The sequence below is a fragment of the Photobacterium sp. genome (assembly GCF_033720175.1).
Taxonomy (GTDB): Bacteria; Pseudomonadota; Gammaproteobacteria; order Enterobacterales; family Vibrionaceae; genus Photobacterium.
In genome coordinates this window covers 1-14,853 of the sequence record NZ_JAWWDA010000015.1, presented here as the reverse complement: position 1 = coordinate 14,853, position 14,853 = coordinate 1, and the positions used below count along the sequence as shown (strand labels likewise).

Sequence of the window (14,853 nt, the reverse complement as noted above, 5' to 3'; positions counted from 1 at the left end):
GTTTATACTTAATCGCGCAGTTTATCACGCAGACACCGGTAAGGCATAGAGCCGACACGGTGTTATCTGCGCAATTTTTATTCATTACCGATCAGGATTAAATCCATCATCAAAAAACACATTGTTATTGCATAACAATCTCGAAACTCCGGGTTGGCAGAGCAAATCAAAACCAAACATGAACGACAATTACCTGGCTAATTTTCACTCTTTACACTGTATCTTTATACAGCTCATCCTTTCAAGCTTTTCCTTGCTATGCAATAATGACGAATCAATTAGTCAGCCATAAAGCTCGCATACCATGGATAAGATAGACGTCAGGGGCGCTCGCACCCATAACCTTAAAAATATCAATATCTCAATTCCTCGCGATAAATTGATTGTTATCACCGGCTTATCTGGTTCAGGGAAATCTTCCCTCGCCTTCGATACCTTATACGCCGAAGGTCAGCGCCGCTATGTTGAGTCGTTATCTGCTTATGCTCGCCAGTTCCTGTCATTGATGGAAAAGCCGGATGTCGACCATATTGAAGGGCTGTCACCGGCTATTTCGATTGAGCAGAAATCAACCTCACATAATCCGCGTTCTACCGTGGGAACCATTACTGAAGTTTACGATTACCTGCGCTTGCTTTATGCCCGGGTCGGCGAACCCCGCTGTCCAACCCACGATGTGACATTGGCCGCTCAAACCGTCAGCCAAATGGTGGATAAGGTACTTGAACTGCCTGAGGGCAGCAAAATGATGCTGCTGGCGCCGATCGTCAAAGAGCGTAAGGGGGAGCATGTTAAAACCCTCGCCAACCTTGCTGCGCAGGGCTATATCCGTGCCCGCATCGACGATGAGGTGTGCGACCTTTCTGATCCTCCGACCTTAGAGCTACATAAAAAACACACTATTGAAGTGGTTGTCGATCGCTTTAAAGTCCGTCAGGATCTTCAATTGCGGCTGGCCGAATCATTTGAAACGGCACTAGCACTTTCCGGCGGCAATGTTGTGATCTGTCCGATGGATGATAGCCAGCCCGATGAGCTCATTTTCTCCGCAAACTTTGCCTGCCCCCACTGTGGCTACAGCATGCAGGAACTCGAGCCGCGTCTGTTCTCATTCAATAACCCGGCAGGGGCTTGCGGTACCTGTGACGGACTTGGTGCACAACAGTACTTTGATCCTGATCGCGTAGTGCAAAATGGTGAGTTAAGTTTATCCGGCGGTGCCATTCGCGGCTGGGATAAGCGCAACTTCTATTACTTCCAGATGCTTAAATCGATGGCTGAGCATTATGGGTTTGATGTTGAAGCCCCGTACGATGAACTGCCAAAAAAGATCCGGACCGTTATTCTCAGTGGTTCAGGCAAAACCGACATTGAGTTTAAATACATTAATGATCGCGGCGATATCACCGTCCGGCGCCACCCGTTTGAGGGGATCCTCAATAATATGGAGCGCCGCTACCGTGAAACTGAATCCAATTCGGTGCGCGAAGAACTCGCCAAATTTGTCTCCACCAAGCCTTGCTCAAGCTGCCACGGTTCGCGGCTGCGTCAGGAAGCGCGTCATGTCTTTATTACTGAGACCAACCTGCCGCAGATCTGTGAAATGAGTATCAGTGAGGCCCTCAACTTTTTTAACAATCTGGCCTTGGTCGGCCAACGGGCACAAATTGCCGACAAGATCCTGAAAGAGATCCGCGATCGCTTAAACTTTCTCGTCAATGTCGGGCTCAACTACCTCAACCTGTCTCGCAGTGCCGATACCTTGTCCGGTGGTGAAGCACAGCGTATCCGTCTGGCCAGCCAAATCGGTGCCGGTCTGGTTGGCGTTATGTATGTTCTTGACGAACCTTCTATCGGGCTGCACCAGCGAGACAACGAACGCCTGCTCAAGACACTGAATCATCTGCGCGATCTGGGGAATACCGTGATTGTGGTCGAGCATGATGAAGATGCTATCCGTGCGGCCGATCATGTGATCGATATCGGTCCCGGCGCTGGTATCCATGGCGGCCATATCATTGCCGAAGGCACCATCGAAGATATTCTCCAGGCTCCGGACTCACTGACCGGACAATACCTCAGCGGCCGTAAATCCATTGCGATTCCGGAACAACGGGTGGCAATCGATCCGGATAAAACCGTGAAGCTCTTGGGTGCCAGCGGCAATAACCTGAAAAATGTCGATATTGATATTCCTGTCGGGCTGTTTACTTGTGTGACCGGTGTTTCCGGTTCGGGTAAATCAACCTTAATCAACGACACTTTCTTCCGTATCGCCCACCACCAGCTCAACGGCGCGACAACGGGTGAGGCGGCACCTTATCGAGAAATTCGAAATCTTGAACATTTCGATAAGGTCATTGATATCGACCAAAGCCCTATCGGCCGAACTCCGCGCTCAAATCCTGCCACCTATACCGGTATTTTTACCCCGATTCGAGAGCTGTTTTCAGGCACCCAAGAAGCCCGCTCCCGGGGGTATAAACCCGGACGATTCAGCTTTAACGTCAAAGGTGGCCGCTGTGAAGCCTGTCAGGGAGATGGCATGATCAAAGTGGAAATGCACTTTTTACCGGATGTGTATGTTCCTTGCGACTCGTGCAAAAGCCAGCGCTATAATCGGGAGACCCTGGAAGTTCGCTACAAAGGCAAAACCATTCACGAAGTCTTGGACTTAACGGTCGAAGATGCACGCGAATTTTTTGATCCGGTTCCAGCGATCGCGAGAAAACTACAAACATTAATGGATGTTGGCTTATCTTATATCCGCTTAGGTCAGGCGGCGACGACCTTGTCCGGCGGTGAAGCACAGCGAGTAAAACTGGCGCGAGAGTTATCAAAGCGTGATACCGGTAAAACCCTGTATATTCTGGACGAACCAACAACCGGGCTCCATTTTCATGATATTCAGCAGCTACTCACAGTACTGCACCGCCTGCGCGATCATGGCAATACTATTGTCGTGATTGAGCATAACCTGGATGTGATTAAAACCGCAGACTGGATCATTGATTTAGGGCCTGAGGGCGGCAGTGGTGGCGGTGAAATTATTGCTACCGGCACGCCAGAACAAGTGGCGCAAGTGGCTGGGTCGCATACTGCACACTTTCTGAAACCGCTACTGCCAAACGCACGTTAATAAAATTGGTAATAAGCCACAGACAGGCTGAGTGTCATCGGCCTGTCTACAAGCACGGATAAACAATGACGGTGTTACATTTACAAGGAACTAAACTGGCAGAGCAGCGCATCAGCAAACCCCTCACGAGATACTTTATCGTCTCTCTGGGGATCCTCTTTTTGCTCGCGATGCATTACTTCCAGCACAACCCCGGAGGCTCCGGTCTTGAGTTGCCATTTAATGCCGCCAGCTGGATCCCCTTCAGCTTTGTCATAGCCTTAGGGTTACTGGAAATCAGTCGCCAGAAAACCTGGCGTTATTCGCGTCTGACCGTCGTTCTGTTTGTCTGTTGCCTCTTACTGACACTCCCGGCTTTTTATCCTGATGCTGACGGGTTCGGTGTGGCTAACCGGCTGATTGGATTATGGGCCGGCTTTCTCTTCTTTGTCGGATTGCAGCAGTTTGCCTTTACCCACAAACAGCGCCAGCGCATGTTATGGCTGATCTTAGCCGCGGTATGGATCCAGGCGATCTTTGCCTGGTACCAGTTTTTCTGGATGGAACCCGGTAATGCCATTGGCTATGACACGGAACAAAATCGTCCCTATGGGATATTTCAACAGCCCAATGTGATGGCCAGCTTTCTGGCGACGGGTCTGGTGCTGTCAGCTTATTTGCTGGCCCGTATTCCGATGTATCGCGGTAAGTGGTCATGGCAGCAGCTTATTGTATTGCTAACCCCTGTTACTACAATCCCGATTATCGTGGTACTCAGCTCTCGTACCGGATGGCTTGGTGCCGTTGTTGGCGTAGTACTCATGTTGCCCTACTTGCGAAAGTTTGCCGCCAAAGCACAATGGCGAATGTGGCTGTTAATGGTTGCGCTCGGCTTAAGTTTTTCATGGAGTATTAATAACACCATCGGCTGGTCCCCCGCAGAAGAGCGAGTAAGCCTGGAAAGCGCACGGGCTATTCATATCCCTCAAGCTTATAAGATGTTTAGTAAAGAGCCACTGGCGGGTTACGGGTATGGTAAGTTTGAACCGGCCTATATCATCCAGACCGCAAAATGGCATCAGGCCGATCCTGAGAAGAACTACGGTATTTCAGGGCTGGATCATCCGCATAATGAACTGCTTTACTGGGCTGCTGAAGGAGGGATATTGCCGTTACTGGCCTTACTCGCCGCCGCCACCGCCGTCGCCTTCACGATCCGCAAAGCCAGAAATGGAACACAACTGGGGTTAATCGCCCTGTTTCTGCCCATTACTTTACATACTCAGTTGGAATACCCCTTTTACCATTCTCTGGTGCACTGGGTAACCTTTATCATATTGATTTACTGGGTCGATAACCTGACGGCGAAATACCATAAGTACCACGCGCGCTATGTACTGACGGTAAAATTCTGTGCCCTGCTAATGCCTGTTCTTGTCACCAGTTTTATGCTGACGACGTTATATTCTGGTTGGTTACTGACCAAATTCGAAACTACGCGGCCGGTAAATGTTGATTATCTGATACAGGTAAACAACCCATGGGCGTGGCAGAATCGTTTTGACTGGGATTTGCATCTCACTCAGTTGCAGTTAGGTGCCGCGAATCACAATGAAACCTTAATTGAAGAATATATCCACTGGGCAACTCAGAAAGCGGTCAACTGGCCACGTCCGGCGCTGTATCATAATTTGATCGCGGCGTATCAACTGCTGGACCAACAGGCGCAGGCCAGACAGATCCAGCAAGAGGCTGAATTTTTGTTCCCCGGCAATGACTTTACCCTTTCGTCAGTATTACCGGCGATACCAAATAAGCCTGTGCCACAGACCCCGTAAAGCTCGTTAATCAATCAGAACAAAAACGGCTACCAGGGTAGCCGTTTCTCTTAATACCGTATATCTCTGCGGGTATGTATTATTTCAGCGTCGTTTCCAGAGCTTTTAAGCATAGGGCTACATTCTCGTTTCTGGCCGCATACCCCATCAGGCCTATCCGCCAGGTTTTACCCGCTAACACGCCTAAACCCGCTCCGATTTCCAGGTTATAGCGTTCCAGCAAGGTCTGACGCACTAGCGCATCATCCACTCCTTCAGGAATATAGACTGCGTTAAGTTGTGGCAAACGAGAGGCTTCATCGACAACAAACTCAATCCCGAGTTTTTCTAACCCTTCACGTAATTCAAGATGCTGATCTTTATGCCGCTGCCACGCATTTTCCAGCCCTTCATTTTTCAGCAGCACCAAAGCTTCATGCAGGGCATACAAACTATTGACCGGCGCAGTATGGTGATAGCTGCGCTTCCCTTCCCCGCTCCAGTAAGCCAGCACTAAGCTTTGATCCAGAAACCAACTCTGTACGGGGGTGGTGCGGCGCTGTATTCTTTCTATGGCCCGCTGAGAAAATGTCAGTGGCGATAAGCCCGGTACACAAGACAGGCACTTCTGGCTTCCCGAGTACACCGCATCCAATTGCCATTCGTCCACCCGAAGAGGCACCCCGCCCAAGGAAGTGACCGCATCAACAATCGTCAGACAATCGTGCTGACGTGCCAGTTTCGCTAGCGTCTCAGCATCACTTAACGCACCGGTTGACGTTTCTGCATGAACAAAAGCGACAATTTTTGCGTCCGGATGTGCAACAAGTGCCTGCTCGACCAGTACCGGATCGACGGGCTCACCCCAGTTATTATCCACCAACACAGCCTGGCCACCACAGCGCTCGACATTTTCACGCATGCGATCGCCAAAAACACCGTTACGGCAAACAATGACTTTATCACCCGGCTCAACCAGATTGACGAAGCACGCTTCCATCCCGGCACTACCTGGTGCGGAAACGGCGATAGTAAAGGTGTTCTCGGTTTGAAACGCATATTGCAGCAGTTGTTTCAACTCATCCATCATGCCAATGAACAGGGGATCAAGATGACCCACTGTCGGACGGCTCAATGCTTGTAAAACTTGAGGATAAATATCTGATGGACCGGGTCCCATAAGGGTACGTTGCGGCGGATAAAAACTCCCAATTGTCATGATTGTTTCTCCTTGAGGTAAGAGGTCAGCAATTCCCTGTTTTATTATATGTTGGGGGAATAATTACGCTAATGCAGCTACAGAGTATTAAAGGAATTCGCCTAAGTCGCAAGTCTCGTTGGTCACTAATATCAATTCATTGCATTTATTTTGCATAAATAACCAGAGAAAGATTGACAACCTGACAGCAGATCCTATTCAATGAAGGACAAGTTTTGTTCGTCCTGATGGCTAGTATGCCATCAGGTAAAGACAGAAGAGGAGCGTTATCCAGGTATCTAGGCTGCGGGGCCCCACCCCAAAGCGGTTTAGAGAGGGGGAGTAACGCCGAGATATTGCTGGACAGGGGACCAGTAATATCGGCTTCGAAGGTTGAATCCTTCTGGCTGTCACCTTTTATTTTTGATCAGTAAAAGGTGGAGAGCTTCTGGTTGTAGCGCTATTCATACGTCTCGCCTGCCTGCTCTCCTGACAATTAGATATTGGGAATATTTATCCGTGTAAATTCCCTTTTCCTCATTATATTTTTATTGTTACCGGGAGACTTACCTTGAGCCATGTAAATCATAATTCAGCCACTTCACCACCGTTCACGGTGGCCAAATTCGGTGGTACCAGCGTTGCCGATTTTACCGCGATGAGCCGTAGCGCCGCGATCATCAAAACGACCCCGAAAACCCGTTTAGTATTGATCAGCGCCTGCTCTGGGGTAACCAATATCCTGGTTGAACTGGCTAACGGCGTGTCAGATCCTGAGCACCGTTTAGCCTTACTGACGCGTCTGGCTGACATTCATCAATCTGTTATCAGACAATTGCAGCAGCCAGGCCCGATTTTAGAAGCAGTCAACAACTTACTCGATCAGGTTGCCACTCTGGCGGAGCAGGCCGCACTGCACACTTCGGCACAATTAACCGATCAGTTAGTCGCGAATGGTGAACTGCTTTCCACCCACCTCTTTACCCAGATCATGATCGAGCAAGGGATCGATGCTGTTCGCTTTGATATTCGCGATGTCATGCGCACAGACAGCCATTTCGGCAGAGCGATTCCACAACCTGAGATGATCCGTCAGTTATCGCAGCAAGCGCTCAATCCACTATTTACCCATCACGTGGTCGTTTCACAAGGTTTCATTGGTTCTGATGCCGAAGGTAAAACCACCACTTTGGGTCGCGGAGGCAGCGACTACAGTGCTGCCCTGATGGCAGAGGCAATTGATGCTGCAACTCTGGAGATCTGGACTGATATCCCGGGAATGTATACCACCGATCCTCGTATTGCGCCGAAAGCAAAGCCAATCAAAGAGATCAGCTTCAGTGAAGCCTATGAGATGGCCAACTTCGGCGCAAAGATCTTGCATCCGTCGACTTTACGACCAGCGATCCGTCAACAGATCCCTGTCTTTGTCGGCTCATCCAAAGCACCTGAACAAGGCGGCACCTGGATTCGGGAAAGTGTCAGCGACGCTCCTCTGTTTCGCGCCTTAGCATTGCGCTGTAATCAGACCATGGTGACCCTGACCAGCCTCAATATGTTCCACGCTTATGGCTTTCTGGCTGAAGTGTTCAGGATTCTGGCTGAGCATAAAGTCTCTGTTGATTTGATCACCACTTCCGAGGTCAGCGTCTCCTTAACCCTGGATCAAACAGATACTGGCGGCGGCACTCCACAACTTCCTCCGGAAGCACTGGAAGAACTCACCAAGTTATGCCGGGTGGAGGTCGAGCAGGATCTTTGCTTAGTCGCCTTGATTGGCAATCAGATGAGCAATACGAAAGGTTCCGTCTCCAAGGTTTTCGATACGCTGGAAGACTTTAATCTGAGAATGATTTGCTACGGTGCCAGCCCTCACAACCTGTGCTTCTTAGTTAAAGAGCACGATGCTAAACCGGTAGTCAAAGAGCTGCATCGCGAGATTTTTGAATAATAATCAAAAAAAAGGCGCTCACCAGAGCGCCTTTAGCTTCTATCATCATCGTATTTAGAGGTTAGGACCTAGCCACTTCTCGGCTTCAATTAAATCCCATCCTTTACGCTCAGCATAACTATCACGCTGATCTTCCTGGATCTGCGCAACCGCAAAATAACGGGAATCAGGGTGCGAGAAATACCAGCCAGAAACCGCAGCGCCCGGCCACATGGCATAACTTTCCGTTAAGACCATTCCAGTCGTCGCTTCTGGATCCAGCAATTTCCAGATCTCACCTTTTTCAGTATGCTCCGGGCAGGCCGGATACCCAGGAGCCGGCCGGATTCCCTGATATTTTTCCCGGATCAAATCGTCATTGGCCAACGCTTCATCTGGCGCATAGCCCCAAATTTCTTTCCTGACCTTCTCATGCAAGCACTCTGCAAATGCCTCTGCCAGGCGATCAGCCAAAGCTTGAATCATAATGGCGTGGTAATCATCACCTTTCGCTTTAAACTGCGCTGCAAGCTCGTGTTCGCCTATTCCCCCGGTTACTGCAAAGGTACCGATCCAGTCAGGCTTCCCGCTTTCTTTTGGCGCAATATAATCAGACAAACAATAATTTGGCCCTTTCGGCTTTTTCGTTTGCTGGCGTAAACCATGAAGTACCGTCAACACTTCAGTGCGACTTTCATCAGTATAGACCTCGATATCATCACCAATCGCATTCGCAGGAAACAGACCGCACACTCCGTTTGCTGTCATCATGCCATTACGTTCAATCTCATCAAGCAGCCGGTTAGCATCGTCAAACAAACGCCGGGCCTCTTCCCCGACCACTTCATGTTTAAGAATGGTCGGGTACTTGCCACTTAGTGACCAGGTCATAAAAAATGGCGTCCAGTCGATATATTTGCGCAAGGTAGAGACAGGAAAATCCGTAAAGACATGCACACCCGGTTTAACCGGCACTGGCGGGGTATAGCGGTCCCAATCAATCACCACCTTATTCGCCCGGGCTTCTTCTAGGGTCACTGGTGCTGTACGTGGTTTCTTGCGAGCATACTGCTCTCGCACTATTTCATATTCTTTATTTAAACTCTCAACAAATGCCGGCCGGCGCTCATCAGACAGTAACGTCGAACTCACCCCTACCGCCCGGGATGCATTGGAAACATACACAACAGGTCCGTGGTAGTTCTGCTCAATTTTTACGGCGGTATGCGCCTTTGAGGTGGTTGCTCCGCCAATCATAAGAGGCAGATCAAAGCCCTGACGCTCCATTTCTTTGGCTACATGCACCATCTCATCCAGTGATGGCGTGATCAGTCCGCTCAAGCCGATAATATCGACATTTTTTTCTTTGGCGACTTTCAGTATTTTGTCACAAGAGACCATCACACCAAGGTCGATGATCTCGTAGTTATTGCACTGTAAAACGACACCAACAATGTTCTTACCGATGTCATGTACATCACCTTTGACGGTGGCCAGCAGGATCTTACCGTTTGTTTGCCCGACTTGCTTTTCGGCATCAATATATGGCTCCAGATAAGCGACCGCCTGTTTCATTACCCGGGCTGATTTCACCACCTGTGGCAAGAACATCTTTCCTTCACCAAACAGGTCGCCCACCACATTCATACCGGCCATGAGAGGACCTTCGATCACTTCCAGTGGCTTCGATGCATTAGCACGGGCCTCTTCGGTATCTTCGACAATAAATTCTGTAATGCCCTTAACCAGCGCATGCGCCAAACGTTTGTCAACGGGCCAGCCACGCCACTCTTGGGCACTACGATCTTCCTCTACTGCACCGCTATCGCGGTACTTGCCTGCAATATCAAGCAACCGCTCGGTACCGTCATCACGACGGTTAAGCACCACATCTTCTACCGCATTACGCAGTTCATCAGGCAGATCGTCATAAATCGCCAGCTGGCCGGCATTGACGATCCCCATATCCATACCGCTCTTAAAGCAGTGGTAGAGAAATACGGCATGGATCGCTTCCCTTACCGGGTTATTGCCGCGGAACGAGAAGGAAACGTTCGAGACACCACCGGAAACCATCGCATATGGCAGCGTTCGTTTAATATCCCCGACAGCCTCAATAAAATCGACAGCGTAATTGTTATGTTCTTCAATACCGGTCGCTATGGCAAAAATATTCGGGTCAAAGATAATGTCTTCCGGCGGAAAACCGACTTCATTAACCAAAATATGGTAGGCATTGGTACAAATTTCGATTTTACGTTCTCGGGTATCCGCCTGTCCCTCCTCATCAAACGCCATCACGATCACTGCCGCACCATATCGCCGGATCAGTTTAGCTTGCGCGACAAATTTCTCTTTCCCTTCTTTCATAGAGATTGAGTTGACGACCGATTTACCCTGAACACATTTCAGACCCGCCTCCAACACTTCCCATTTAGAGGAATCGACCATAATCGGGACTTTAGAGATCTCAGGCTCAGTCGCACACAGATTAAGGAAACGTACCATTGCCGCTTCCGCATCCAACATGCCTTCATCCATATTGATATCAATGATCTGAGCACCGACTTCCACTTGCTGGCGGGCAACTTCTAGCGCTTCGTCATATAATTCTTCTTTGATAAGACGCTTAAACCGAGCCGAACCGGTTACATTGGTACGTTCACCCACGTTGATAAAGAGCGTTTCAGCCGAAATAGTCAAAGGTTCTAACCCTGATAAGCGACAGGAAACGGGGATATCCGGTAGCTGGCGAGGTTTTACCTGACGGGTCACCTCAGCCATCTTGCGAATATGTTCGGGGGTTGTGCCACAACACCCCCCGACTAAATTAAGGAAGCCACTCTGCGCCCATTCAGCAATATGCTCAGCCATGTCGTCAGGGCTAAGATCATACTCACCAAAGGCATTGGGTAATCCCGCATTCGGGTGAGCCGAAACAGCACACTCTGAAATACGAGAAAGCTCTTCAACATACTGACGCAGTTCATCAGGCCCCAACGCACAGTTCAGGCCAAAAGCGATAGGCTTTACATGACGCATCGAGTTATAGAATGCTTCGGTCGTCTGACCAGAAAGAGTCCGGCCAGAAGCATCAGTGATCGTCCCTGAGATCATGACAGGTAAAACAATACCATCTTCTTCAAATACGGTTTCAACTGCAAAAGAACAGGCTTTGGCATTTAAGGTATCAAAGATTGTTTCAATCAGAATTAAATCGGCCCCGCCTTTAATCAAGGCGCGAGTAGATTCAGAATAGGCTTCAACTAATTGATCAAAAGTAACATTACGAAAACCGGGATCGTTCACATCTGGTGAGATTGAGCAAGTCCGGTTAGTTGGACCAAGCACGCCTGCGACAAAACGAGGCTTCTCAGGCGTTTTTGCTGACCATTCATCGGCGGCGTGACGCGCCAGTCTCGCGGCCTCAAAGTTAATTTCAGCACTCAGGCTTTCCATGTCATAGTCGGCCATCGCGATAGTCGTGGCATTAAAGGTGTTCGTTTCGAGAATATCTGCGCCGGCTTCCAAATAGGCACTATGAATATCTTTGATCAGTTGGGGCTGTGTCAGCACCAACAGATCATTGTTCCCTTTCAGGTCACTATGCCAATCAGCAAAGCGTGTACCTCGATAGTCTTCTTCTTCCAGCTTATAGCCCTGGATCATGGTGCCCATGCCACCATCAATGATCAGGATCTGCTGTTTTAATCGACTCTGTAATAATTCTTTTCCCTTCAACACCACACTACTTCCTTTTTCCAATTTTACAGCTGAATAACATCCTACCACAGCCTTGATGGAAATCTAGACGTCTAAAGTTGTTTTCAGTGACAAAACAAAATCTGAATTCAGGAAAGTTTTCGGTAGCTATCACTGCGTGATGGATTTATATTTCGTAACAATTTCAGCCATTATTTTTTATCAATCAGAGGTTGACGCATGTCGGTCTACAGTACCTTATGCTTTCTTGCAGCTGCTGCAATGATCATTGCTTTTATAAACAGTAAGATCGGTAAAATGCAAACAACAATCGCTATCACAGCAGGTGCGTTGATACTATCGCTGGGCATCATCATTGCTGGTCAAAATGGCTGGTTCCACTTAGAAGACATTGCCGCCGAGCAATTAGCGCATATTAATTTTGAGAGCTTTCTGCTTAAAGGAATTTTAGGTTTTTTACTCTTTGCCGGCGGTCTCGGTATCAAACTTCCTCACATGGAAGATCAAAAATGGGAAATTACAGTCTTAGCTCTGGGAGCAACCCTCTTTTCCACCTTTTTTATCGGTATCAGCTTATGGGGAATTTGCCAGCTCGCTGGTATTCAATTTGACTTAATCTACTGCCTGATCTTTGGCTCATTGATCTCTCCAACCGATCCCATCGCCGTCTTGGCTATTGTCAAAAAACTGGATGCCCCGCGGCGTATTTCAACTCAGATTGAGGGCGAATCATTATTTAATGACGGTTTTGGTCTGGTCATCTTCGTTACCCTCTTCACGATTGCTTTTGGTAACGAAACACCGACCGTCTTAGGTGTCGGTCAGCTATTCCTGCAAGAAGCCATCGGTGGCGTTGCATACGGATTTGCACTTGGCCTTCTGTTCCATTACCTAATAAGCTCAACCAATGATCACTCGATGGAGTTACTGCTTACTCTAGGTATTCCAACCGCAGGTTATGTCTTTGCCGATATTATCCATGTCTCCGGACCACTTGCCATGGTGGTATCGGGCATCATGATCGGCAACTGGACACGCTATATTGGCTTTTCGAAAGAGAGTGAAGACCATCTTGATCATTTCTGGGAATTAGTTGATGAATTCCTCAATGGTGTGTTGTTCCTGCTGATTGGCATGGCGATGCTACAATTCAGCTTCCACCAGGAAGATTGGCTGATGATGGCGATTGCAGTTCCTTTGGTGTTACTCAGTCGTTTTCTGAGTATTAGACTGTCTTATTTCGGCTTCGAGCGTTACCGTGACTACAATCCACTCTCAGTAAAAATCCTAACTTGGGGCGGTTTACGCGGTGGTCTTGCATTAGCCATGGCAATGGCAATTCCGGCTGGCATTCTCGTTATTCCAGAAAAAAACATCGATGTGCGTGAAATCATGCTTGTGATGACTTATGCCGTTGTTGTTTTTTCCATTTTGATACAAGGGTCTACAATTACGCCGCTAATCCATAAAGCGAGAGCGTGGGAAGCACAGAATAAATAACAAAACAGCGATATAAAGAAGACTGGCCCAGCCGGTCTTCTTTATATCTAATAGTACCGATCAGCCACTAGTCATCTTTAGTAAAATTATCTTCAGAGAAATGTTCCAGATCATAGGGGGTTTGCTGATAAACACAGTAATTTAACCAATTCAGAAACAGTAAATGACCGTGGCTACGCCAGCTTGCCACAGGGGGATTATCCGGATTGTCATCAGGATAATAATTCACCGGAATATTAGGTTCCATTCCTTGAGCAAGATCTCGAATATACTCACCATGAAGTGTCGCAACATCGTACTCAGGATGGCCGGTGACAAAAACATTCCGTTTGTCTTTGGTTGCCGCCAAATATACGCCAGCCTCTTTTGAGGTTGCCAATATATCTAAATCTGTATGCTCAGCTAAGTAGTTCGGAGAAAAATCAGCATAGCGAGAATGTGGAGCTTTAAAGGTCTCATCAAAACCGCGTAAAATAGGATGATGACAGTCATGGATGAAATGCTGATATATGCCTGATAACTTTTCCTTCCTGGTCCGCTTAGGCAAATCATAAAGCAGTTTTAATCCGGCTTGAGCAGCCCAACAGACAAACATTGTTGAGGTTACGTGATCTTTGGCCCAGTTCATAATGAGCCGGATCTCTTCCCAGTACAGCACATCTTCAAACTGCACTAATCCCAGAGGTGCCCCAGTCACGATTAATCCATCAAAATTACGATCTTTCACCATTTCAAATTGCCGGTAAAAAGTATCCAAATGCTCAGTAGGTGTGTTCTTAGTCGGGCGGTTATCAATACGTAATAACTCAACATCCACTTGCAAAGGAGTATTAGACAATAAACGTAAAAACTGTGTTTCTGTCTCAATCTTCTTTGGCATCAAATTTAACAGTAATACTTTTAGCGGACGAATTCCCTGGCTAGCAGCCCTTGCTTCAGTCATTACAAATATATTCTCACTACGCAAAATATCCGTAGCGGGCAAACGATCGGGAATTTTAATTGGCATCTTGGTTTACTCCTTAACCCTTAAGATGTTTAGACGTCCAGATATCTAAATAAAAGTATAGAAAATTGTGACAATGCGCAAGTAGAAGAATGCAAAAAGAAGTACAAAAGAAAATTGAGCAAGGGAAAAACAACACAAGACGAGGAGTAGAATATGATTTATAAACGCCAGAAACGAGAAAACCCAGCCATTGGCTGGGTTTTAAATTGGCGCTCAGCAATGTCCTACTCTCACATGGGGAGACCCCACACTACCATCGGCGCTACAACGTTTCACTTCTGAGTTCAACATGGGATCAGGTGGTTCCATTGCGCTATTGTCGCTGAACAAAAAATGGTGCTAGTACCCAGATTCGAACTGGGGACCTCACCCTTACCAAGGGTGCGCTCTACCAACTGAGCCATACCAGCACATTGATCTGTTTTAAAATTCGCCGTAACGAACTCTATAAATTGGGCGCCTGGCGATGACCTACTCTCACATGGGGAGACCCCACACTACCATCGGCGCGACTGCGTTTCACTTCTGAGTTCGGCATGGGATCAGGTGGGGCCACAG

7 protein-coding genes, 1 tRNA gene, 2 rRNA genes and 1 riboswitch are annotated in these 14,853 nt (G+C 48.1%); of the genes, 4 read left to right on the top strand and 6 right to left on the bottom strand.

Translation table 11 applies throughout. The features are described 5' to 3' along the window. Nucleotides 1-304 precede the first annotated feature (304 nt). Entirely contained in the window at nucleotides 305-3,139 is a 2,835-nt protein-coding gene (gene uvrA, locus R3289_RS15790; protein ID WP_318926653.1) for an excinuclease ABC subunit UvrA, read from the top strand. A gap of 65 nt (nucleotides 3,140-3,204) precedes the next feature. Beyond that, nucleotides 3,205-4,956, top strand: coding sequence for a PglL family O-oligosaccharyltransferase (locus tag R3289_RS15785; RefSeq protein WP_318926652.1), 1,752 nt, complete (start codon nucleotides 3,205-3,207; stop codon nucleotides 4,954-4,956). A 79-nt stretch (nucleotides 4,957-5,035) separates the two neighbouring features. Here the strand turns inward: R3289_RS15785 and R3289_RS15780 are convergent, their stop codons facing one another. Next, complete coding sequence (locus tag R3289_RS15780; protein ID WP_318926651.1) at nucleotides 5,036-6,154, bottom strand: alanine--glyoxylate aminotransferase family protein; 1,119 nt, start codon at nucleotides 6,152-6,154, stop codon at nucleotides 5,036-5,038. Nucleotides 6,155-6,402: 248 nt separating this feature from the next. Further along, nucleotides 6,403-6,589, top strand: a riboswitch (Lysine riboswitch). A 115-nt stretch (nucleotides 6,590-6,704) separates the two neighbouring features. On the opposite strand from R3289_RS15780, the gene lysC reads away from it, so the two are divergent. Further along, nucleotides 6,705-8,084 (top strand): lysine-sensitive aspartokinase 3, encoded by a 1,380-nt coding sequence (gene lysC, locus R3289_RS15775; protein WP_318926650.1) that lies wholly within the window; start codon nucleotides 6,705-6,707, stop codon nucleotides 8,082-8,084. 54 nt (nucleotides 8,085-8,138) lie between these two features. Here the strand turns inward: lysC and metH are convergent, their stop codons facing one another. After that, a complete protein-coding gene (metH, locus tag R3289_RS15770) occupies nucleotides 8,139-11,810 on the bottom strand; it encodes a methionine synthase (RefSeq protein WP_318926649.1) in 3,672 nt (1,223 codons plus the stop codon). A gap of 195 nt (nucleotides 11,811-12,005) precedes the next feature. On the opposite strand from metH, the gene R3289_RS15765 reads away from it, so the two are divergent. Beyond that, entirely contained in the window at nucleotides 12,006-13,286 is a 1,281-nt protein-coding gene (locus R3289_RS15765; RefSeq protein ID WP_318926648.1) for a sodium:proton antiporter, read from the top strand. Between the two features lie 67 nt (nucleotides 13,287-13,353). Here R3289_RS15765 and metA read toward each other — a convergent pair whose 3' ends face one another. From metA to rrf (R3289_RS15745), 4 genes are all read right to left on the bottom strand, one after another. After that, on the bottom strand, nucleotides 13,354-14,295 hold the full coding sequence (metA, locus tag R3289_RS15760; RefSeq protein ID WP_318926647.1) for a homoserine O-acetyltransferase MetA: 942 nt from the start codon (nucleotides 14,293-14,295) through the stop codon (nucleotides 13,354-13,356). A gap of 211 nt (nucleotides 14,296-14,506) precedes the next feature. Continuing rightward, nucleotides 14,507-14,622, bottom strand: a 5S ribosomal RNA gene (gene rrf / locus R3289_RS15755). Between the two features lie 7 nt (nucleotides 14,623-14,629). After that, a tRNA-Thr gene (locus R3289_RS15750) sits at nucleotides 14,630-14,705 on the bottom strand. A gap of 48 nt (nucleotides 14,706-14,753) precedes the next feature. Continuing rightward, nucleotides 14,754-14,853: ribosomal RNA gene (rrf, locus tag R3289_RS15745) — 5S ribosomal RNA — on the bottom strand; the annotation flags it as partial.